The organism is Streptomyces sp. NBC_00019, assembly GCF_045041015.1.
Lineage (GTDB): Bacteria > Actinomycetota > Actinomycetes > Streptomycetales > Streptomycetaceae > Streptomyces.
This window is the reverse complement of sequence record NZ_CP108302.1, coordinates 3,813,505-3,836,225: the sequence shown is the minus strand read 5'-3', so window position 1 is coordinate 3,836,225 and position 22,721 is coordinate 3,813,505. Positions and strand designations below refer to the sequence as shown.

The 22,721-nt window shown below is 70.5% G+C and carries 14 protein-coding genes; 12 read left to right on the top strand and 2 right to left on the bottom strand.

Annotated elements, in window-relative coordinates:
- Positions 1 to 42: 42 nt before the first annotated feature.
- From OHU89_RS18200 to OHU89_RS18150, 11 genes are all read left to right on the top strand, one after another.
- Positions 43 to 801: a TIGR03936 family radical SAM-associated protein gene (locus OHU89_RS18200; protein WP_405644197.1), complete on the top strand. Its 759-nt coding sequence runs from the start codon at positions 43 to 45 to the stop codon at positions 799 to 801.
- A 259-nt stretch (positions 802 to 1,060) separates the two neighbouring features.
- A complete protein-coding gene (locus OHU89_RS18195; RefSeq protein ID WP_405644195.1) occupies positions 1,061 to 4,996 on the top strand; it encodes a ribonuclease E/G in 3,936 nt (1,311 codons plus the stop codon).
- 240 nt (positions 4,997 to 5,236) lie between these two features.
- On the top strand, positions 5,237 to 5,557 hold the full coding sequence (gene rplU / locus OHU89_RS18190) for a 50S ribosomal protein L21 (protein ID WP_046259920.1): 321 nt from the start codon (positions 5,237 to 5,239) through the stop codon (positions 5,555 to 5,557).
- A gap of 14 nt (positions 5,558 to 5,571) precedes the next feature.
- Positions 5,572 to 5,826, top strand: a complete 255-nt coding sequence (gene rpmA, locus OHU89_RS18185; protein ID WP_042172004.1) for a 50S ribosomal protein L27 — start codon at positions 5,572 to 5,574, stop codon at positions 5,824 to 5,826.
- Positions 5,827 to 5,960: 134 nt separating this feature from the next.
- A complete protein-coding gene (obgE, locus tag OHU89_RS18180) occupies positions 5,961 to 7,406 on the top strand; it encodes a GTPase ObgE (RefSeq protein WP_266892471.1) in 1,446 nt (481 codons plus the stop codon).
- Positions 7,407 to 7,571: 165 nt separating this feature from the next.
- Positions 7,572 to 9,050, top strand: a complete 1,479-nt coding sequence (locus OHU89_RS18175; RefSeq protein WP_405644192.1) for an FG-GAP and VCBS repeat-containing protein — start codon at positions 7,572 to 7,574, stop codon at positions 9,048 to 9,050.
- A gap of 428 nt (positions 9,051 to 9,478) precedes the next feature.
- Positions 9,479 to 11,029, top strand: a complete 1,551-nt coding sequence (locus OHU89_RS18170) for an alkaline phosphatase D family protein (RefSeq protein WP_405644191.1) — start codon at positions 9,479 to 9,481, stop codon at positions 11,027 to 11,029.
- Positions 11,030 to 11,130: 101 nt separating this feature from the next.
- Positions 11,131 to 12,324, top strand: coding sequence for a hypothetical protein (locus OHU89_RS18165; protein WP_405644189.1), 1,194 nt, complete (start codon positions 11,131 to 11,133; stop codon positions 12,322 to 12,324).
- 214 nt (positions 12,325 to 12,538) lie between these two features.
- Positions 12,539 to 14,038, top strand: a complete 1,500-nt coding sequence (locus tag OHU89_RS18160) for a bifunctional cytidylyltransferase/SDR family oxidoreductase (protein WP_266892479.1) — start codon at positions 12,539 to 12,541, stop codon at positions 14,036 to 14,038.
- A 155-nt stretch (positions 14,039 to 14,193) separates the two neighbouring features.
- Positions 14,194 to 16,245, top strand: a complete 2,052-nt coding sequence (locus OHU89_RS18155; protein WP_405644187.1) for a hypothetical protein — start codon at positions 14,194 to 14,196, stop codon at positions 16,243 to 16,245.
- Between the two features lie 224 nt (positions 16,246 to 16,469).
- The gene (locus tag OHU89_RS18150; protein WP_405644185.1) at positions 16,470 to 17,684 is read left to right on the top strand and encodes a glycosyltransferase family 2 protein; all 1,215 of its coding nucleotides are present in this window, start codon (positions 16,470 to 16,472) and stop codon (positions 17,682 to 17,684) included.
- A gap of 4 nt (positions 17,685 to 17,688) precedes the next feature.
- Here the strand turns inward: OHU89_RS18150 and OHU89_RS18145 are convergent, their stop codons facing one another.
- Entirely contained in the window at positions 17,689 to 19,728 is a 2,040-nt protein-coding gene (locus OHU89_RS18145) for a hypothetical protein (RefSeq protein ID WP_405654543.1), read from the bottom strand.
- 250 nt (positions 19,729 to 19,978) lie between these two features.
- Entirely contained in the window at positions 19,979 to 21,379 is a 1,401-nt protein-coding gene (locus OHU89_RS18140; RefSeq protein WP_405644183.1) for a polysaccharide pyruvyl transferase family protein, read from the bottom strand.
- A 224-nt stretch (positions 21,380 to 21,603) separates the two neighbouring features.
- Between OHU89_RS18140 and proB the strand changes: the two genes are divergently transcribed.
- Complete coding sequence (gene proB, locus OHU89_RS18135) at positions 21,604 to 22,710, top strand: glutamate 5-kinase (RefSeq protein WP_405654541.1); 1,107 nt, start codon at positions 21,604 to 21,606, stop codon at positions 22,708 to 22,710.
- Positions 22,711 to 22,721: the final 11 nt, after the last annotated feature.

The following is a 22,721-nucleotide window of genomic DNA, read 5'->3' as shown; positions in this document are numbered from 1 at the left end:
CTGGGCAAGCGACAGCCCGAAGGCCCGCCGCCCGCACCCGCGGTGCAGCGCATCCGACTGCGCTACACCAAGCGCGGCCGCCTCCGGTTCACCAGCCACCGTGACTTCCAGCGCGCCTTCGAGCGTGCGTTGCGCCGTGCCGAGGTGCCGATGGCGTACTCGGCGGGGTTCACGCCGCATCCGAAGGTGTCGTACGCCAATGCCGCACCCACCGGCACGGGCAGTGAGGCGGAGTATCTGGAGATCGCCCTCACCCAGGCGCGGGACCCCGAGAAACTCAGGGTCCTGCTCGACGAGTCGATGCCCACCGGCCTCGACATCATCGACGCGGTCGAGGCCCGGACCTCCGGGCTCGCCGACCGGCTCACGGCCTCGGTGTGGGAGCTGCGGCTCGACGGAGTGGACCCGGCCGACGCCGAGCGCGCGGTCGCGGCCTTCACCGCCGCCGAGTCCGTCGAGGTCCAGCGCAGGACCAAGAACGGCATCCGTACCTTCGACGCCCGTTCCGCAGTCGCACAACTTGAGACGCACGGTCCACAGGCTGATAGGCCGACCGACCAGCCCTGTGCGATACTGCGGCTGGTTGTTCGGCACGTGACGCCTGCCGTTCGACCCGACGACGTCCTGTCCGGTCTTCGCGCCGTGGCCGACCTGGCGCCGCCGGTCCCCGCAGCGGTGACCAGGCTGGCGCAGGGGCTGTTCGATGAAGAGACCGGCACGGTGACCGACCCGCTCGCGCCCGACCGCGAGGCAGCTGAGGCCCCCACAACGGCCGCTGCCGCCGCGAAGGCGCCGGCGTAGGGAAGGTCCCGCGAAGGACGGACGTCGTAGCGCCGCCCTCGTACTCGGGAGCCACCTGGGTCGGGCAGCACACCGACCAGAAGACTTTCGCCAGGCCGTACCCAACAGGGTGTACGGAACCGGCGAGACAGGACACAGAGAGCTCCCGTGCGGCGCCCGCGCCCCGGACGGCGGCACCGCGCATCGCGCGAGCCGCGGACGTCACCGGCATCGCCGGACCAGGTGCGGCGCCCGGGAGCCTGACGGGAGAAACGCCCGCATGCTCGAGCCGACCGAACCCACCGAGGGTTCCGAACTCAACACCCCCAGCGACACCCTGCCGCCGCGTCGTCGGCGCAGGGCCGCATCCCGACCGGCGGGCCCGCCGGTCGGCGCCGCAGCCGAGACGCCGGACGAGGTGACGCCGGCCATACCGGCCGCCGAGGCCGCGCCCGCCGAGGAGATCGAAGAGCCGGCGGTGGCCGAAGAGGCCGCTGCGGAGACCGAGGCACCTGCCGAGGAGGCCGCGCCCGCCGCCCGTACGCGTCGTCGTGCCACCCGCCGGGCGTCCGCGCCCGCCGGTGCTCCGGCCGCGGTCGAGGCTGCCGAGACCGTCGTACCCGCCGTGGCCGAGGTGAAGGCCGAGGAGGCCGCTGCGGAGACCGTGGTGGCCGGGGCGTCTGCCGAGGAGGCCGCGCCTGCCGGGCGTACGCGTCGTCGTGCGACCCGCCGGGCGTCCGCGCCCGTCGGGGCTCCGGTCGCCGCCGAGAGCGCCGCACCCGCTGATGAAGCCGAAGAGGCCGTAGCGGCTGAAGCGCCCGCCGAGGAGGCCGCGCCCGCCGCCCGTACCCGCCGTCGGGCCACCCGCCGTACGGCCGCGCCCGTCGAGGCGCCGCAGGCTGCCGAGGCCGTCGAGCCCGCCGCCCAGGACGCCGAGGCTCCGGCGAAGGCCGAGCCGGAGCCCGTCGTCACCGAAGAGGCTGCCGCCGAGGAAGAGGCCCCGCGCCGGGCCCGCCGTCGCGCCACGCGTCGCGTGACCGCGCCCACCGCGGCGCCCGAGAGCGTGGAGGCGCCCGTGAGCGCTGTCGAGGAGAACGAGCCGGTCGAGGTCGTCGTGGAGCCGAAGGCCGCCGAAGAGGCGCCGGCGAGCGAGGCCCCTGCCGCTGAAGCCCCCGCCGACGAGGCCGGCCCGCGTCGTGCGCGCCGCCGTTCCGTGCGTCGTGCCGCCACCGGGTTCTCCGAGCCCGCCGCGCGGTCCGGCGCCGACGAGGCCGGCGAGGACGAGGGTTCGCGTCGGCCGGCGCGGCCCGCCGTGGCCGTGTTCCAGGCGCCGGTCTTCGCCGAGCCGCAGTTCCAGACGCCCCAGCGGGCCGCTGCCGAGGCCGCCGCCGCCGAGGTGGAGGTCGAGGAGCCCGAGGCGGAGTTCCAGGAGGAGCAGACGCCGCGTCGCCGTCGCCGTCGTCGCGGTGAGTCCGCCGAGGCCGAGGCCGCCCCGGTCGTCGAGGCCGTCGCCGAGGAGGAGACGGACGAGACCGAGGAGAGCGCCGACGCCGAGGACGGCGCCGAGACGGAGGACGCCGAGGAGAGCGGTTCGCGCCGTCGCCGCCGTCGCGGTGGCCGTCGCCGTCGTCGCGGTGAGTCCGCCGAGGCGGACGGCGAGGAGGGCGACGAGCTTGCCGCCGAGGCGGATCAGGATGCCGAGGACACCGCCGAGCAGGCCGAGGACGACGTGGAGGAGGACTCCGACGAGGGCGGTTCCTCGTCCTCCAGCAGCCGTCGCCGCCGTCGCCGCCGCCGTCGTACCGGTGACAGTTCCGCCGACATCGAGCCCGGTGACGACCCCGAGCGCACGGTCGTCAAGGTCCGCGAGCCCCGCCCGAAGGCCGAGCCGTCCGACGAGGTGCAGTCCATCAAGGGCTCGACCCGTCTGGAGGCCAAGAAGCAGCGCCGCCGTGAGGGCCGTGAGCAGGGCCGTCGCCGTGTCCCGATCATCACCGAGGCCGAGTTCCTGGCCCGCCGCGAGGCCGTCGAGCGGGTGATGGTCGTCCGGCAGAGCGGTGAGCGCACGCAGATCGGCGTGCTCGAGGACGGTGTGCTCGTCGAGCACTACGTCAACAAGGAGCAGGCCACCTCGTACGTCGGCAACGTCTACCTGGGCAAGGTCCAGAACGTGCTGCCGTCGATGGAGGCCGCCTTCATCGACATCGGCAAGGGCCGCAACGCGGTGCTCTACGCCGGTGAGGTCAACTTCGAGGCGCTGGGCATGGCCAACGGGCCGCGCCGCATCGAGAGCGCGCTGAAGTCCGGTCAGCCGGTGCTCGTCCAGGTGACGAAGGACCCGATCGGGCACAAGGGCGCGCGGCTCACCAGCCAGGTCTCCCTGCCCGGGCGCTACCTCGTGTACGTGCCCGAGGGCTCGATGACCGGCATCAGCCGCAAGCTGCCCGACACCGAGCGCGCGCGGCTGAAGACCATCCTCAAGAAGATCGTCCCCGAGGACGCGGGCGTCATCGTGCGCACCGCCGCCGAGGGCGCGAGCGAGGACGAGCTGCGCCGCGATGTCGAGCGACTGCAGGCGCAGTGGGAGGACATCCAGAAGAAGGCCAAGAACGGCAACGCGCCGACGCTGCTGTACGGCGAGCCGGACATGACCGTCCGGGTCGTCCGCGACATCTTCAACGAGGACTTCACCAAGGTCGTCGTCAGCGGTGACGAGGCGTGGGAGACCATCCACGGATACGTCTCGCACGTCGCGCCCGACCTGGCCGACCGGCTGTCGAAGTGGACCTCCGAGGTCGACGTCTTCGCCACGTACCGGATCGACGAGCAACTGTCGAAGGCGCTGGACCGCAAGGTCTGGCTGCCCAGCGGTGGTTCGCTGGTGATCGACCGGACCGAGGCGATGGTCGTCGTCGACGTCAACACCGGCAAGTTCACCGGTCAGGGCGGCAACCTCGAGGAGACGGTCACCAGGAACAACCTGGAGGCGGCCGAGGAGATCGTGCGTCAGCTGCGGCTGCGCGACCTCGGCGGCATCATCGTCATCGACTTCATCGACATGGTCCTCGAGTCCAACCGGGACCTGGTGCTGCGGCGGCTGCTGGAGTGCCTGGGCCGGGACCGGACCAAGCACCAGGTGGCCGAGGTCACCTCGCTGGGGCTCGTCCAGATGACCCGTAAGCGGGTCGGCCAGGGCCTGCTGGAGTCGTTCTCGGAGACCTGCGTCCACTGCAACGGCCGCGGTGTCATCGTCCACATGGAGCAGCCGACCTCCGTCGGAGGCGGCGGCAAGCGCAAGAAGCGCGGGCGTGGCGGCATCGAGCACGTGCACGAGGCCGCGGTGGCGGCGGAGTCCGTCGAGAGTGCCGAGGCTGCCGAGCTGGACGTGGAGACCGAGGCCGAGGTCGTCGCCGAGGTCGCCGAGCCGGTCGCGCTGCCCGCGCCCGTCTTCGAGGCGGACGAGGAGCTGTACAGCAGTGCCGCCGAGGCGGAGGCCGCCGCGACCCGGGGCCGTTCGCGGCGTCGGTCGAGCCGGCGGTCGTCGGCTCCGGCCGGTGCGCCGAAGCGGGAGCGGGGCGAGAGGGCCGAGGTTCCGACGGCTCAGGACGTGACGGCCGAGGAAGAGGTCGAGCGTCCGGTGCAGGTCGAGCCGGCCGCGCAGGCGCAGGTCGAGCCGGCCGCCGGCGAGGACCCGGTCGTCGAGGACGCCGCGCCCAAGGGGCGTACGCGTCGTCGTGCGACCCGCAAGGTGTCCGCGCCGGCCGGATCGCCCGCGGGTGCCGAGGCGGCCGTCGTGACGGTCACCGAGGCCGCGGCAGCGCCCGCGCCGGTCGCCGAGGAGGCTCCGGCCAAGGCCGAGCAGTCCGAGGCGCCCGCCGAGAGTGCCGCCCCGGCCCGTCCGCGGCGCCGTGCCGTGCGCAAGGCCACCGCGCCGACCGCGTCCGAGGACACGGCCGTCGTGGTCGTCCCGGCGACGGAGACCGCCACGGAGGCCCCGGCCGCCGAGGAGACGGCTCCGGCCAAGAAGACGGCCGCGCGCAAGACGGCCAAGAAGGCGACGGCGAAGAAGGCCGCCACCAAGAAGACCGCGGCCAAGAAGACGGCCGCGAAGAAGGCGACGACCAAGAAGGCCGCCGCGAAGAAGACGACGGCGAAGAAGACCGTGGCGGCAGAGCAGACGCTGTCCTCGGTCTCGGCTTCCGCCGACGAGAGCTGAGTTCCGGCTCACCCCGGGTGTGCGGCTGGTCACGAGTGATCAGCCGCACACCCGGGGACCCCGGCCCGGTTTGACCCGTTCGGCCGTGGCCCCGTAACCTTGACCGTCGGCGTGTCGACTGACACGTCACATCCCCGTAAACCCTTTCCTCCGAAGCACCTGGGTGTTTTGGAGAGGCTGTCCGCGTGCCGGGTGGCTGGACTGCGGGGGTGCCGTCCCGAGCGAGAGAGTGAGATCCGCGTGTACGCCATCGTGCGCAGCGGTGGTCGCCAGCACAAGGTTGCTGTCGGCGACATCGTTGAGGTTGACAAGATTTCCACTGCCAAGGTTGGCGACACGGTCGAGCTCTCGACCCTGCTCGTTGTCGACGGCGAGTCCGTGACCAGCGACCCGTGGGTGCTGGCCGGTATCAAGGTCCAGGCCGAGGTCGTGGACCACCACAAGGGCGTCAAGATCGACATCCTTCGCTACAAGAACAAGACCGGCTACCGCCGTCGTCAGGGCCACCGCCAGCAGTACACGGCGATCAAGGTCACTGAGATCCCCGCGGCTGCGAAGTAAGGGACTGAGGAGAGATGGCACACAAGAAGGGCGCATCGTCCACCCGTAACGGTCGTGACTCCAACGCTCAGCGCCTCGGCGTGAAGCGTTTCGGTGGTCAGGTCGTCAACGCGGGTGAGATCCTGGTCCGCCAGCGCGGCACCCACTTCCACCCCGGCGCGGGCGTCGGCCGTGGCGGCGACGACACGCTGTTCGCCCTCGCGGCCGGTTCGGTGCAGTTCGGCACCCACCGTGGCCGCAAGGTCGTGAACATCGTCCCGGTCGCCTGAGCTCAGGCTTAGGGCTTCAGACCGAACGTTTCGCGAGGCGGACCTCACTTCCCCTGTGGGAAGGCGGGTCCGCCTTTCGCGTGTTACAGCAGTAGAGAACCGTACGAACATTTCAAGTGCTGGAGGCACCCCACATGACCACCTTCGTGGACCGCGTCGAACTGCATGTCGCCGCGGGTAACGGAGGTCACGGCTGTGCCTCCGTCCACCGGGAGAAGTTCAAGCCGCTCGGCGGCCCCGACGGCGGAAACGGCGGGCGGGGCGGCGACGTCATCCTGACCGTCGACCAGTCGGTGACCACACTCCTGGACTACCACCACTCCCCGCACCGCAAGGCCACCAACGGCAAGCCCGGCGAGGGCGGCAACCGTTCCGGCAAGGACGGTCAGGACCTGGTCCTGGTCGTGCCGGACGGCACCGTCGTACAGGACAAGGCGGGCAACGTCCTCGCCGACCTGGTCGGCCACGGCACCTCCTACGTCGCCGCCCAGGGCGGCCGCGGTGGCCTCGGCAACGCGGCGCTGGCGTCCGCGCGGCGCAAGGCGCCCGGCTTCGCGCTGCTCGGTGTGCCCGGCGACCTGCAGGACATCGTCCTGGAGCTGAAGACCGTCGCCGACGTGGCGCTGGTCGGCTACCCGAGCGCGGGCAAGTCCTCGCTGATCTCGGTGCTCAGCGCGGCCAAGCCGAAGATCGCCGACTACCCCTTCACCACCCTGGTCCCGAACCTCGGTGTGGTGACCGCCGGCTCGACCGTCTACACCATCGCCGACGTGCCGGGTCTGATCCCGGGCGCCAGCCAGGGCAAGGGCCTGGGTCTGGAGTTCCTGCGGCACGTGGAGCGGTGCAGCGTGCTGGTGCATGTGCTGGACACGGCGACCCTGGAGTCCGACCGTGACCCCGTCTCCGACCTCGACATCATCGAGGAGGAGCTGCGGCAGTACGGCGGCGGGCTCGACAAGCGGCCCCGCATGGTCGTCCTCAACAAGATCGACGTCCCGGACGGCAAGGACCTCGCCGAGATGGTGCGCCCGGAGCTGGAGGCGCGCGGCTACCGCGTCTTCGAGGCGTCCGCGGTGGCGCACATGGGGCTGAAGGAACTGTCGTTCGCGCTGGCCGAGGTGGTCGCCAAGGCACGCGCCGCGAAGCCGAAGGAGGAGGCGACGCGGATCGTCATCCGGCCCAAGGCCGTGGACGACGCGGGCTTCACCGTGGTGCGCGAGGAGGACGGGCTGTTCCGGGTGCGCGGCGAGAAGCCGGAGCGCTGGGTGCGGCAGACCGACTTCAGCAACGACGAGGCCGTCGGCTATCTCGCCGACCGCCTCAACCGCCTCGGTGTCGAGGAGAAGCTGATGAAGGCGGGCGCCCGCTCGGGCGACGGTGTCGCGATCGGCCCCGAGGACAACGCCGTGGTCTTCGACTGGGAGCCGACCGTGATGGCCGGTGCCGAGATGCTCGGCCGCCGTGGTGAGGACCACCGCTTCGAGGCTCCGCGCCCCGCGGCTCAGCGGCGCCGCGACAAGGAGGCCGAGCGGGACGAGGCGTCGCGGGAGTTCGACGACTTCGAGCCGTTCGAGCAGTGAGCCGGTCGGTGACCCCGGTCGCCGGCTGAGGTTGTCGACGCCGGGAGAACCTCCGGCGTACGACAGGGCAACCAAGCGTCGTTCCGGTGAGTCGTACGGGGCAGCGTGGATGAGGATCTTGCGTCCTCTCCACGGTCAACTGCCCTTACGACAGCCGGAGTTCACGTGTCCCTGCCTGCTTCGTCCGCCTCGCACAGAACCCGGCGCGCCGTCGTCGCGGCGATCGCCCTGATCGCCGCCACGTGCGGCGCGCTGCCCGTCGCGCAGGCACAGCCGAAGGCCGATGCGCTGCAGGACTTCAACGGGGACGGGTACGAGGACCTCGCCGTCGGGGTGCCGTACGCCACGGTCGGCGGGAAGAAGGCGGCCGGTTACTTCGCCGTCGTCCAGGGGTCGGCGAAGGGCCTGGACCTCGCGACCAAGAAGGTCTACTCGCAGGCCTCGCCCGGTATCCCCGGCTCTCCCGAGGCGGACGACCGCTTCGGTGACCACGTCAGCCCCGTCGACCTGAACGCCGACGGCTACACCGACCTGGTGGTGCCCGCGACCGGGGAGCACTGGACGTCGGGCGGCGAGGCACAGGTCCAGAGCCAGACCGTGTTGTGGGGTTCCGCCACGGGCCTGTCCGGCGGAACGCTCCTGCAGCCGGGGCGGCTCCTCGACGCCTACTCCAGCCTCCCCGGCGACTTCGACGGCGACGGCCACACCGACCTGGCCATGGCCGGCGGCGTGCGCTTCGGCCCCTTCACCCGGGACGGCGTGCCCGCCCGGACCCAGGAGATCCCCGTCTACGACGGCGACAACTCGGTGCTCGACATGGCCGCCGGGGACGTCGACGGCGACGGCATCACCGACCTCCTCTCGCTGACCATGCCCGCCGACTGGGAGCCCGGCGACCAGGGCTCCAGCCACAACCTCAACTACCTGCACGGCACCGAGCAGGGCCTCGCCCCGCTGACCGCGCTGCGGAACGCGCAGGGCGCGAAGATCGAGGGCGGCGATGACGTCGAGCTCGGTGACGTGAACGGCGACGGCCGCGACGACATCGTCTTCGGCAGGCCCTTCCCGGCCAACGGCAACGAGGAGCCGAACGACCCCAGCCAGTACGGCTCACAGGTCGGCGTCGTCCTGGGCACCGCGCAGGGCCCGAAGACCGGGGACCCGCGCATGCTCCACCAGGACACCCCCGGGGTGCCGGGCGCCGGTGAGTCGGGCGACTACTTCGGCGCGTCCGTCGCGGTCGGGGACGTCGACGGCGACGGTTACGCCGACATCGTGGCCGGCATCCCGCTCGAGGACTTCGCCGGTGTGCAGGACGCGGGCACGGTCGCCGTGATCCCGGGCGGGGCGTCCGGCCCCACCGGTGCCGGTTCGAAGGTGTTCAGCCAGAACACGGCCGGTGTCCCCGGCACCGCCGAGCGCCGGGACCGCTTCGGCGAGGCGGTCACCCTGCTCGACACCGACCACGACGGCCGCGCCGACCTGATCGTCGGCGCACCCGGCGAGAACGCCGACGCCGGCTCGGTGTGGGCCTTCCGCTCCACCGCCGCCGGGGTCACCACCAAGGGATCCCTCTCCTTCGGTGCCAAGGCCTTCGGCACGACCCCGGACTCGGCCCGGCTGGGCGCGGACTTCCCGCACTGAGCCGCCGCCGAGCCGCAGTCCGCCGCGTCCAGGATCCACGCTGACTTCGACGACGACGGCTGACAGGACGTGGCCTTCACGGCCGCGGGCGGCACGGCCGGCGGCAAGAAGCGCGCCGGCTACGTGGCCGTCGTCCACGGCTCGTCGAAGGTCCCCGGGTCCCTGGCCGTCGGGGCACCGGGGGAGGCACCACCGCCTTCGGCACCACGTTGCTCGGCACCGACGGGAAGAAGGCGAGACTCGGCTCCGGTTTCGCGTACTGATCACCGGTCAGGGCCGTTGGGGCAACGAGGTGTTCGTGTGCCGTGGCGGGTCTTCTGTTGTCTCCCTAGTTGTCATGCACCCGAATCCCGTGGTTCAGCGGGCGGACTGTCCACGGGCGTGAGCTTCCAGTGTCCAAGAGGCCAGTGAGGCAGGGGAGTTCACTGATGACCGGAGCAACATCGCCCGACCGACGCCGCTTTCTGACCGCCGGGGCCGCCGTGATCGGCGCAGCCGCCTCCGCCCAGCTGTGGCTGCCGACCACCGCCCGCGCGGCCGGAACGACGTTGCCCGACGGCGTGTTCAGCCTCGGCGTCACCTCCGGCGACCCGCTGCCCGACGGCATCGTCCTGTGGACCCGGCTCGCCCCCGACCCGCTGAACGGCGGCGGCATGCCCGACGAGGTCGTGCCGGTGGAGTGGGAGCTCGCGGAGGACGAGCGGTTCAGAAAGCCCGTACGCCGGGGCGTGACCCAGGCGCGGCCCGAGTACGGGCACAGCGTTCACGTGGATGTACGGCATCTGCGTCCGGGCCGCACCTACTGGTACCGCTTCCGCACGAGCGGCCAGATCTCGCCCACCGGCCGCACCCGCACCGCCCCCCACCCGCACGGCAAGGGCGGCAGCCTGCGCTTCGCGCTCGCGTCCTGCCAGAACTACCAGCACGGCTACTTCACGCCGTACGCCGACATGCTCGCCCAGGACCCCGACTTCGTGCTCTTCGTCGGCGACTACATCTACGAGTCGTCGCCCGCGTCGACGGGCGTACGCCGGCACGAGGGCACGGGGGAGCCGTACACCCTGGTCCAGTACCGCAACCGGTACGCCCAGTACCGCACCGACCCGGACCTCGCCGCGATGCACGCCGGCGCCCCCTGGATCGTCACCTTCGACGACCACGAGGTCGACAACGACTTCGCCGGCGAGATCCCGCAGGACCCCGACAAGCAGTCGCACGACGCCTTCGTGGCCCGGCTCACCGCGGCCTACCAGGCGTACTACGAGCACATGCCGGTCCGCGCGAGCTCGGTCCCCAACGGCCCGCACATCCAGATGTACCGCCGCCTGGAGTTCGGCCGGCTCGCCCGGCTCAACGTGCTCGACACCCGGCAGTTCCGCAGCGACCAGGCGACCAGCCAGGAGGGCGCCCAGGACCCCTCGCTCACCATGCTCGGCGCCGGGCAGAAGGAGTGGCTCCTGGACGGGCTGCACGACTCCCCGGCCCGCTGGAACCTCATCGCCTCGCAGATCATGATGGCCGAGACCGATCTGAAGGTCGGCGAGGGCAAGCTCTGGTATTACGACGCCTGGGACGGCTACCAGGCCGAACGCAACCAGCTCATGCGGGAGTTCGAGGACGTCCGCAACCCCGTCGTGTTCACCGGCGACCGCCATCTGACGATGATCAGCGACCTCAGGAAGGACTTCGCCGACCCGGACTCCGACGTCGTCGGCGCCGAGTTCGTGGGGACGTCCATCTCCAGCAACGGCGACCAGGACCAGGACGCCTTCCACAAGCAGTGGGACCCGCTGATGGCGGACAACCCGCACTGGAAGCTGCTCGACGCCCACCGCGGCTACCACCTCTTCGACGTCGACCGCCACGGCATCGACGCCCGGGTCAGGATCGTCGACACGGTCCGGCAGCCGACGGCGACGGCGAGCACACTGGCCACTCTGCGGGTCGAGGCGGACCGCCCCGGCGTAGAGCTCGCCTGACCGGGCGACGATGAATTCCGTGTGACGGGAGCCTGGGACTCATCTGTGTCCCAGGTCTCTCTCAGCGCAGTCTCAGGAATCCCTCTTACCGTCCCTTAACCATGGAGACGGACTGTACGAGACATGAATCCGCGGCGAACGGCGGCGTGATCACCCCGCTGCCCGCCGGCACCCGCCTGCTGCACATCGGCCCCCACAAGACCGGGACGACGTCGATCCAGGGCGCGATGTTCGCCGTCAAGGACCGGCTCGGCGGGTACGGGGTCGACTGGCCGGCCACCACCCGGCACCCCATGGAGGCCGTGCTGGCGGCCTGCGCCCGGCCGGGGATGATGGGCGACGCCGGGCCCAGCGAGAAACAGTGGCTGCAGCTCGTGGACAAGGCGCGGGGCGCGGGCCGGCGCACCTCGGTCATCAGCAGCGAGTTCTTCGCCGACGCCCCCGACGACGCGGTCATCGCGCGGATCGTCGGGCAGCTCGGGCGCGAGTCCGTACACATCCTGATCACCCTGCGCCCGCTCGCGAAGGTCATGCCCTCGCAGTGGCAGCAGTACGTCCAGAACGGCCTGCGCATGGGCTACGAGGAGTGGCTCGAGCACATGCTCAAGAAGGCCCCCTACGAGAAGCCCAACCCCAGCTTCTGGCACCGCCACCGGCACGACCGGCTCGTCGAGCGCTGGTCCCGGGCGGCCGGCCCGGAGCGGGTCACCGTCGTCGTGGTGGACGACCGCGACCGGGGCGGGCTGATGCGCACCTTCGAGTCGCTGCTCGGGCTGCCGGCGGATCTGCTCCAGCAGGTCCCGGACACCGCGAACCGTTCCCTGACGCTCGCCGAGACCGAAATGCTGCGGAATCTTAATAAGGAATTCCGCGGCAATGACCTCCCGGAGGAGCTGTATTCCAAGCTCGTACGGCACGGCGCGGTGATGCATATGAAGAACGCGTGCAGTCCGACCGCGCAGGACGTGAAGATCAGCACCCCGCAGTGGGCCGTCGAGGCCGCGGCGGAGATCGGCGCCGAGATGGCACAGCGCATCGGCACCATGGGCGTGCGCGTCCTCGGTGACCCGGCCCTGCTGTCCGCCGTGCCGAAGCCCCCCACACAGGCCTCGGCGGAACCGCGGATCGCCCCCGAGGTGGCCGCGCAGGCGCTGTACGGAGCACTCGCCGCGGCCGCCGCCGCGCCGATCCGGAACACGGCGCCGGTCAAGTCGCGCACCGTGCACCAGACCTCGTCGAAAGAACTCATGATGGTGCTGGGACACCGCTGCCTGAAGCGGCTGCGGCGGCGCTGAGGGGTACGGTCGTCACGCACAGCAATACAGAACTCCCTGTGGAGTTACTCACAGCAATTCCAGGTACTCGCCACAACGGTCTCCTCAATCACCAGGAGTACAAGGTGAATGACAGATGGCGCGCACATATGCGGCGGACGGCGCTCACCTTGCACTGCGGTAACCCCAAGTGGGACCATTTCCGAGTTCCCTGTCGCCCCGAGGTAGGTCATCTGTGTCCCAGCACATCGCCAAGCCCCGTACCACCGCAGTGATCCTGGCCGGCGGTACCGGTCAGCGTGTGGGTCTTTCGATCCCCAAGCAGCTGCTGAAGATCGCCGGCAAGGCAGTCATCGAGCACACCCTGACCACCTTCGAGAACGCCGACTCGATCGACGACATCATCGTCCTGATGGCGCCGGGCTACGTGCCGGACATAGAGAAGATCGTGGCCAAGGCCGGGTTCACGAAGGTCAAGAAGGTCATCGAGGGCGGTTCGACCCGGAACGAGACCACCGAGCGCGCCATCGAGGCGCTCGGCGAGGGCCTGGCCGAGGGCGAGGACCTCAACGTCCTGTTCCACGACGCCGTTCGCCCGCTGCTGGCGCAGCGCGTCATCGACGACTGCGTGGTCGCGCTGGAGCGCTACCAGGCCGTCGACGTCGCCATCCCGTCCGCGGACACCATCATCGTGACGCGCACGCACGGTGAGGACGGCGAGTTCATCACCGAGATCCCGGACCGCTCCCGGCTGCGCCGCGGCCAGACCCCGCAGGCCTTCAAGCTGTCCACGATCAAGCGGGCCTACGAGGTCGCCGCCGGCGACCCCAACTTCCAGGCCACGGACGACTGCTCGGTCGTGCTCAAGTACCTGCCGGACGTGCCGATCCACGTCGTCGCGGGTGACGAGTACAACATGAAGGTCACCCAGCCCGTCGACGTCTTCATCGCCGACAAGCTCTTCCAGCTGGCGTCCACCGCCGCGCCCGAGCAGGTCTCCGAGGCGGCCTACCGCGAGCTGCTGACCGGCAAGACCGTCGTCGTCTTCGGCGGCTCCTACGGCATCGGCAAGGACATCGCCGAACTCGCCGAGTCCTACGGCTCGAAGGTGTACGCGCTGGGCCGCTCCACCACCGGCACGCACGTCGAGAACCCCGAGGAGGTCGACGACGCGCTGTCCAAGGCGTACGCCGAGACCGGGCGCATCGACTACGTCGTCAACACCGCCGGAGTGCTGCGCATCGGCAAGCTGGCCGAGACCGACAACGCGACCATCGAGGAAGCGCTGAAGGTCAACTACCTCGCCCCGGTGCAGATCGCACGTTCCAGCTACAAGTACCTGGCGGAGACCAAGGGCCAGCTGCTGCTCTACACCTCCAGCAGCTACACCCGCGGCCGCGCCGAGTACAGCCTCTACTCCTCGACCAAGGCCGCGATGGTGAACCTCACCCAGGCCCTGTCCGACGAGTGGGCCGGCGACGGTGTCCGCGTCAACTGCATCAACCCGGAGCGCACCGCGACCCCGATGCGCACCAAGGCGTTCGGTCAGGAGCCCTCGGGCACCCTGCTCTCCTCCGAGGCCGTCGCCCGCACCTCGCTCGACGTGCTGCTGTCCGAGCTCACCGGCCACGTGATCGACGTGCGCCAGCAGGACCCCACGGCCGCCGCGGGCAAGGCCTCCGGGTTCGAGCAGGCACTTGCCAGTGTCCTGGACCGTCAGGACGGCGTGGCATAATCAACAGCAATTAGAGATCTGCTATTCAGGCCTCTGTGGCTGCCCGTTATCGGAGCATTCGCAGGGGCCTGAATCAGTACCTCTCGCGAATTTCTCACATTTTCGCTGCATATCAGAACCACACCGGCACTCCCCCTCCAAGAGCAGGTTCCTCTGTGATAACCAGAGCCATTCGCGTCGCCCGGGTGGGCAGTGCGGCCGAGCTGGCCGCGGCGGCCCTCATGATCCTGGGCTTCCCGGCGCTCATGCTGGCCGCGCTCGTCCCGAGCGTTCCCGCCTTCACGGCCGCCGCAGCGGTGACGTACCTGGCGGACCACTATCTGCACCGCAAGGGCAGCTATCTGATCAACCGCCTGAGCAAGGTGCGCGCGGGTCTGTCGATCCGCTTCCTGATCAGGCAGCTGCTCCTGGTCCTGCTGCTGGCCCGGCTCGACCTCGCGGACGGTCTGGTCTTCTACGGCGCCGTCGCGTGCTTCATCGCCTTCTACGGTCTCCAGGCCCCGCACGGCGCGCTGGTCACCCTGATCCGCAACCGCCGCCGGATGCCGGTCGCCACCCGCAACGTCGACCTGAAGTCCCGCATCCGCATCCCGGACGCCCCGCCACGCCGTCTGCTCAACCGCTCCGCCGAGAAGATGCTGCACCTGGACCTCGCCGCCGTCGTCGGTGTGCTGGTCTCCGCGGCCATGGACGAGACCCTCGCGGCCTTCGTCGGAATCGGCGCGACGATAGCGCTGGGCACCCTGTACGTCGTCGCGCTCATGCCGTACGTCCGCGGCAGCAAGACCCCGCCGAACGCGGAGATCGTGCTGGCCGCGATGGACGACTGGCTGGCCGGCTACCAGCCGGAGACGGTGCTGTACTTCTCCGGCTCCAAGGACTCGGCGTACCAGGTCAACATGTGGCTGGAGACCATGGAGCAGCTGGACTCCAAGCCGCTGATCATCCTGCGTGAGCGGGCCATCCTGAACAACCTGGCCCCCACCACGGTCCCCGTCGTCTGCGTGCCCGGAGGGGTGCACCTGATGAACATGGACCTGACCAACGTGCGCGTCGCGCTGTACGCGGCGAACGTCGGCAAGAACATCCACCTGCTGCGCGTCCCGACCATGAAGCACGTCTTCATCGGCCACGGCGACAGCGACAAGCTCGCCAGCGTCAACCCGTTCAGCAAGGTTTACGACGAGGTGTGGACCGCCGGCCGTGCGGGCCGCGACCGCTACGCCATCGCCGACGTCGGCGTCCGTGACGACGACATCGCCGAGGTCGGCCGCCCACAGCTGGCGCCGATCCAGACCTGGCAGGGCGTGCCCGAGGGTCGCATTCCCACGGTTCTCTACGCGCCCACCTGGGAAGGCTGGGACGGCGACCCGGGCAACACCTCGATCGTTCTCGCCGGCGAGAACATCGTGAAGACGCTGGTGAAGGCCGACCCGCCGGTCCGCGTCCTGTACAAGCCGCACCCCTTCACCGGCACCGTCAGCAAGGAGGCGGGCGCCGCGCACGCGCGGATCACCGCCCTGGTGGAGAAGGCCGGGGCCGAGCGGGCCACCGACGCCCGGTTCACGGCCGATGTGGCCGCCCGGACGCAGGCCAAGGCCGATCTCGTCCGGATCGAGGCGCGGATCGCCGAGCTGTCCGGCCGCGGCGGCGACAAGGGCGACGAGGCCGAGGCCACCCGTGACGGTGTGGTCGACGTGGCCAAGCACGAGGAGATCGCCCGGCTGCGCGCCGAGTGGAACGACGCCTACTGGCGTTCCGTCGGCGCCTTCGAGCACCGGGTCATCACCGGCGCCGAGCCCCGGCTGTACGACTGCTTCAACGTCTCCGACGCGATGGTCTCCGACATCTCCAGCGTGGTCTCCGACTTCATCGCGAGCGGCAAGCCGTACGCGGTGACGGACTCCGCCGAGCTGGGTGTGGAGGAGTTCAAGCGGCAGAACACCGCGGTGCGCGCCGCCACCATCCTGTCCAACAGCGCGGCCGAGCTGGGCGGCCTGCTGGACGCGGTCCGTGACCTCGCGGGCGACCCGCTGGCGGAGGACCGCAGGGAGCTCAAGCAGTATCTGCTGGGCCCGGACGAGCCGAAGTCCATCGAGCAGTTCAACACCGCCGTCGCGAACCTCGCCCTCAAGGCCGAGGCGCGCAACGTCGGGCAGGAGTCACGGGCGGCGGCCGGAGCCGCGGAGGCCACCACCAAGGCCTGACCAACTCGCCGTCAAAAAGGGCCCTGTTTTCGAGGAATGATCCTCGAAAACAGGGCCCTTTTACGTACGTCATGACAGACGCGTTCCCGGCGGTCGTGACCTGCGCCACAAAAAAGCTATGAGCAGGCAACCGCTTCCCGTCCTCGTCCGTCTACTAAGTTGCGAATAAACCAATACGGGGGGAATGCCCTATGACCAAGGGTTCCTCATGATGTGGGGGAAGTGTGACCGTGACGCAGCCTGATGTGACCGTGATCATCGGGGCGTACGACGCCATGCCGTACCTGGTCGAGTGCCTCGCGTCTGTCGAAGCCCAGACCATCGACCACACGCGCATCGAGGTCATCGCGGTCGACGACGGCTCCACGGACGGCACCGGCGCCTGCCTGCAGGAGTTCGCGGACCGCGCCGACATGCCGGTCACGGTGATCCGCCAGGACAACTCCGGCGGCCCCAGCGGCCCGCGCAACGTCGGCCTGGGCAAGGCCGCCGGACGGTACGTGTTCTTCCTGGACGCCGACGACCGGCTCGGCCCCGAGGCCCTGGAGCGGATGGTCGCGATGGCCGACCGCAACGGCACCGACGTGGTCCTCGGCCACGTCGAGGGCATCAACCGCAAGCCGCCGCAGTCGATGTGGGGACAGACGCTCGAGCGCACCGACATCTGGTCGTCCAACATCAAGTTCACGCTGAGCGCGCAGAAGCTGTTCCGCCGCGACCTGCTGGACCGTCACGGCATGCGGTTCGACGAGTCGTTGTGGACCGGCGAGGACGCGCTGTTCACCATGGAGGCCTATCTGCGGGCCGACGGTGTCTCCCTGATCGACGACTACACCTGCTACTACCTGGTGGGCCGCGAGGACGGCAAGCACGTGACGAAGAGCGGGAGCTACACCCTGCGCTTCGACTCCGCGCGCGCCCTGATGAACCTGATCGCGGAGATGGTCCCGGCTGGCCCGCGGCGCGACATGCTCATGCTCCGGCCCTTCCTCGTCACACTGCTCCCGCAGTTCGGCCCGAGATACCTGCGGGACAGCGAGGAGGTCCGACGGCACAAGTTCGAGCTGGCCAAGCCCCTGATGGACGCCTACTGGACGGACGAGGTCGCCCGCCGACTCAGGGTCGACGAGCGCCTGCGTCTCCATCTGGTGGCCGAGGAGCGGCCCGAACTCCTCGCGGACGTCCTGGAGTTCCTGCGGGCCAAGAAGCAGGCCGCCGCGCTGCTGGAGAAGCGCGGTCGCCGCGTGTATCTCGCCTACCCCCACTTCCGCGACGCCGCCGTCGGCATCCCCGACTCCGTCTACCTCGCCGAACCCCGCGAGGCCCGGGCGTTCCCGGGGTACCGGGAGGGCGGGCTCGACTCCTTCGTCCGACGGGCGCTGCGCAAGGCCCGCCGGATGCTGCCGGCCCGGGACGTCAGGCCGACGGCGGTGGCGTGAGGGCCTAGGGAGTGGCGGTGTGCTGCTCCTCGGACTCGGGCTCGACCTCGGTCTGCCGCTGCCCGGGGATCTCCGCGGCCAGCCGCTCCCGCATCCGTGCGCGGTGCTCCCGGGCCTCCGTGCACAGCGCCTGTACGGCGGCGTTGAAGCGCACCTGTGAGACCGGTTCCGCCGGGCCCAGCAGATGGCGCTTCAACTCGGCCCGCTCCTCCACCAGCTTGTCCTTCTCGGGCCGGCGTACGGCCTCCAGCAGCTCCGCCACCCCGCCCGCGTCCGGCGTCAGCACGGTGGCGGCCCGGACCGTCGGGAAGCTCTCGCGGAACACGTCCTCGGACAGGCCGCTGGTGTTGGCCACCGCATAGGGCTTGCCGCTCGCCAGGAAGTCGCTGACCACGCTCGACACATCGCTGATGAGCAGGTCGGCCCGGTTGAAGCAGGCGTACAGCGTGGGCCGGGCGTCCGTGACGACCTGGTGCTCCCACTCGGGCAGCGAGGCCCAGTACGCCTCCTCCCAGGCGGCCGTGGCCCGCTCCACCGCCTTCGCACGTCCCTTGTGCGGCACCGACTGGAGCAGCATCCGCTCGACCTGGTCGGCGCTGGTCCGGAAGTCGGCCGTGGTGAGCCGGTCCAACTCCGCCGTGCACCGGGCAAGTTCGCCGTCGGCGGCGGGCCGCGGCCCCGTCCGCCGCCGGTTGGCGCTCCGGATCAGTTCCCGGATGCGCTGATCGGCCGCCCCCGCCCGCGGATCGACCGAGCCGGTCAGCGGATGCGGCTTGTAGAGCAGCCGTACGCCGTCGTCCGCGAGCAGCGCCCGTACGAGGTTCTCGCCTGCCTCGACCACCGAGGTGTTGCCCGGGTTGCCGTCCCAGCCCTCCCACGTCGGCGCGTACAGGACGGTCATGTACGGGCCGGACGGAGGCCCCGCGTACGGGTGTACGGCGTCCAGCTGGGGCCGACCGGTCTCCACCACGTCGCGGTCGTCCACACCGACCTCGGCCAGCGCGTACCGCTCGCGCGCCGCGGGACCGGCCACCCACACCTCGTCGTACGCCTTCGCGTACGGGTTGCACGAGGACAGCTTGTCGCTCTCGCCGTGGTTGACGAAGGTGTGCCTGAGCGTGGGGATGCGCAGGACCTGGGAGGTCTTGCCGGAGTTGGAGGGGTGGATCAGGACCTGGAGCGTGGACTGCTCCAGCCGCATCAGAGTGGTGACCTTGGGCAGGCAGACGACGGGGATGTCGGTCGCCGCGATCTTCTGCACCATGAAGCGCTCGCGCAGCACGACCACCGGCCGGGCGTCGAGTTTGGCGAGCGACTCCAGCCACATGTTCGCCTGGTACGCGGAGGACGCGCCGCCGGAGAAGTACAGGCCCACCGTCGGCCGGTAGTCGGCCAGCCACGCGTCGAACCAGTCGAGCACCTCCTGCTCGCCCGCGGGACGGCGGCTCGGCAGCAGCCGCAGCAGCAGCTCGCCCAGGCCCAGCAGGGCGAGCAGGAGCGACAGCGCGACCCCGGCCGCCGCGGCCGCCGGGAGGTCCGTCGCCGCCGTGGCCGCGAGACCGGAGGTGGCCGGCAGCCCGAACAGCAGCAGACGGTGCCCGGGGCGGCGCAGCAGCAGTGCGAGCGGCGCGGTCGACAGGCGCAGCGCGGAGGCGTCGATGTTCCGGGTCACCACCGGCAGGGTGCGGGTGCGGCGGACCAGGACGGAGACCGCCTGGATCGCGAAGTGCAGGCCGTAGAAGACCAGCAGACCGGCGATCAGCGGGGCGTACACCGACTCCCGCTCCTGCTCGCCCACCCGCAGCAGCCCCGCCACCAGCAGCAGGTCCCGCAGCACGTGCCGCACGGTGATGTCCGCGTGCGACTTGGCGAACACCGACATCATGGGGCGCTGCCACCGGTACAGCACGCCCTCCCCGGCCACCGAGGCGGCCGTCGCGGCCAGCAGCAGCGGGATGTCGGGGAGCAGGGCCGCGACGGCCTGTGCCGCGAAGGCGGCGGCGAGGAGGGCCGTGACGAGGACCTGGGCCGCCCGGCGACGCAGGGGGAGGGGTTTGCGGGGGCGCCTGAAGAGACGTTTCAGGGAGCGTCCGAGACGGAGTCTCTTCTGCCTTTTCGGTCTCTTCGGCCTCTTGGTGGAGCGCCGGCGGGGGAGGGAAGGGGGCACTGCGTCACTCCAAGGTCGTCGCAGGACGTGCGCCCGGGTTAACGCCCGCCGACCTCTGGACGACACGCGCGTGTCCGGGCGCCTTGCGACGACCGTGGAGTGGTACTGCCCGATCCTGCCCGCAGTCCTACTGGCGGCCCGACTGCAGGGCCCGGCGGATGGGTGCGCCCACCACCCGGCGCGCCCGGCGGTAGACCGACGGCGCCGGAATGCCCGCGACCGTTCTGGTGCTCCTGGAACCGGCCTTGGCGCGGGCCAGGTCCCGCTTCAACCGCTCGTTGTCCAGCGTCAGATCGGTGATGTGGCGCTGCATGAACGCCATCCGCGTGGCCAGCGAGGCGAGGTCGGCCTCGAGCCAGGGACGCACCCCTGCCGGGAACGACAGCTTGCTCATGCGCTTCTCGAAGGCCGCGCCGCCGTCGCCGTGCGTGAAGGTGTTCCGCAGTCCGTTGCGGTCGAGGAACGCCGTGAACCGCTCGAAGCGCTCGTGGTGACCGCTCACCAGCCCGCTGAAGTCCGCCTCCTCGTACAGCCGCGCCGGGTCCAGGTCCGCGGGCAGCTGGTCGATCCGGACGTGCGGGATCTCGAAGTAGCGGCACAGCTCCAGGGTCCGGGAGTCACCGACGAGCACGGTGGCGGGCGTGCCCGCGAGCAGCGCCGCGATGTTGCCGTGGATGCGGGAGCCGAAGGAGAAGTCGAAGTCGCGCAGGTCGTCGATCCAGGTGATCGGGTCGACGTAGACGCGGACCTTGTCCTCCCGGAACATCGGGTGGTCGGGGTGCGTCGGTATCGCCGTCACCTTGGAGTTCGGGTCCGACAGGTCCCGCCAGTGCAACTGCCGTGCGTCGGAGAGGTTCTGGCCGATGAAGCGCAGATGCGGATAGCGGCCGTGGTTCCGCTCGATGACCTTGCCCAGGCCCTGCTTCTGCACCGCGTTGTGCGACCCGTTGACCGCGATCCGGGACTCGGCGGTCAGCTCCGGGGACCGCTTCTGTACGTCGAGTTCCTTGCCGTACATGAACAGCGAGGGGCAGCCGATGGTCTCGACGTCCCGGAACCCCATGTCCTTGAGGTACTGCTCGGTGAACTCGCCGCGCACCCCGATCGAGGCGCTGTGGTCGAGCACCGCCGAGACGAACTCGCGCACGGACGGCTCGATGGGCTTCAGCCGCGCCGGGTCGTAGTTCAGCCCGGTCTGCGCACCGACGCCGACCACCACGACCGGGATCTTCAGCCGGGCGATCAGCCGCGTCAGCCGCTTGAGCTGCGGCTCGAAGGACGGGCGGAAGGCGTTCGCCAGCGGTACGACGAAGGCGTCGTACTCCTGGTTGATCCGGTCGGCCTCGGACACCAGCGACTTGATGCCGTTAGAGACGACCTCGGTGTCCGGGGCTTCCAGCAGCTTGTGGGTGGCGTCGCTGAAGATCAAGTTGCCCGAGTTGGTGGCGATCAGGTCCCGCTGGAGGGACTCTTCCACGGGGACCACGTCGTACGGGCTCTTGCCGGACCGGATCAGGATGCGCTTCACGCGGTGAACTTTAGGTGGCACAACCTTCAGAATAAATTTGGATCGTCTTTGATTTCTACGAGCAACCTGTACAACCTTTTTGCCGTATGCGAAGGGTGAGCAAACAGTTACCTCCTGATGTGTCCGGGGGCTGGACCGATACGTCTCGCAGGGGCCCCTTCGCGTAGATTGCTGCCACGCGCAAGGAAGTGGGGACAGTGCAGGTGGCAAGCGTGAGGCAGGCCGTGAGCGAGGCCCGCAGGATCGTCGTCAAGGTGGGTTCCTCGTCGCTGACCACCGCGTCGGGCGGCCTGGACGCCGACCGGGTCGACGCGCTCGTCGATGTTCTCGCCAAGAGCCGCAGCGGCGGGGAGAAGGAGGTCGTTCTCGTCTCCTCCGGCGCCATCGCGGCCGGACTCGCCCCGCTGGGACTGCGCCGCCGCCCCAAGGACCTCGCCCGCCAGCAGGCGGCCGCCAGCGTCGGCCAGGGCCTGCTCGTGGCCCGCTACACCGCCTCCTTCGCCCGCTACGGCGTCCGCGTCGGCCAAGTCCTGCTCACCAGCGACGACATGAGCCGCCGCTCCCACCACCGCAACGCCTCCACCACCCTCGACAAGCTCCTGGCGATGGGCGCGTTCCCGGTCGTCAACGAGAACGACACCGTCGCCACCGACGAGATCCGCTTCGGCGACAACGACCGTCTCGCCGCACTGGTGGCCCATCTGGTGCGGGCCGACCTGCTGGTGCTCCTGTCCGACGTGGACGGGGTGTACGACGGCGACCCGAGCAAGCCGGGCACCTCGCGGATAGCGGAGGTGCGCGGGCCCGCGGACCTGGCCGGCGTCGACATCGGCAGCACCGGCAAGGCCGGCGTCGGCACCGGCGGCATGGTCACCAAGGTCGAGGCCGCCCGGATCGCCGCCGCGGCCGGCATCCCCGTGGTGCTGACCAGCGCCATCCACGCGGCCGACGCGCTCTTCGGCGGCGACACCGGCACCTACTTCCACCCCACTGGCAAGCGCTCCGCCGACCGGCTGCTGTGGCTGCAGCACGCCTCCACCCCGCAGGGCTCCCTGACCCTGGACGACGGTGCGGTCCGCGCGGTCGTCCAGCGCCGCACGTCGCTGCTGCCGGCCGGGATCGCCGCCGTCGAGGGCGAGTTCAACGCCGGCGACCCCGTCGAACTGCGGGACGCCGAGGGGCGCGCGGTGGCCCGTGGGCTCGTCAGCTTCGACGCCAAGGAGATCCCCCAGCTGATCGGGCGTTCGACGCGGGAGCTGGCGCGCGAGCTGGGTCCGGCGTACGAGCGCGAGGTCGTGCACCGGGACGACCTGGTGATCCTGCACCCCTGAGCGCGCCAGGG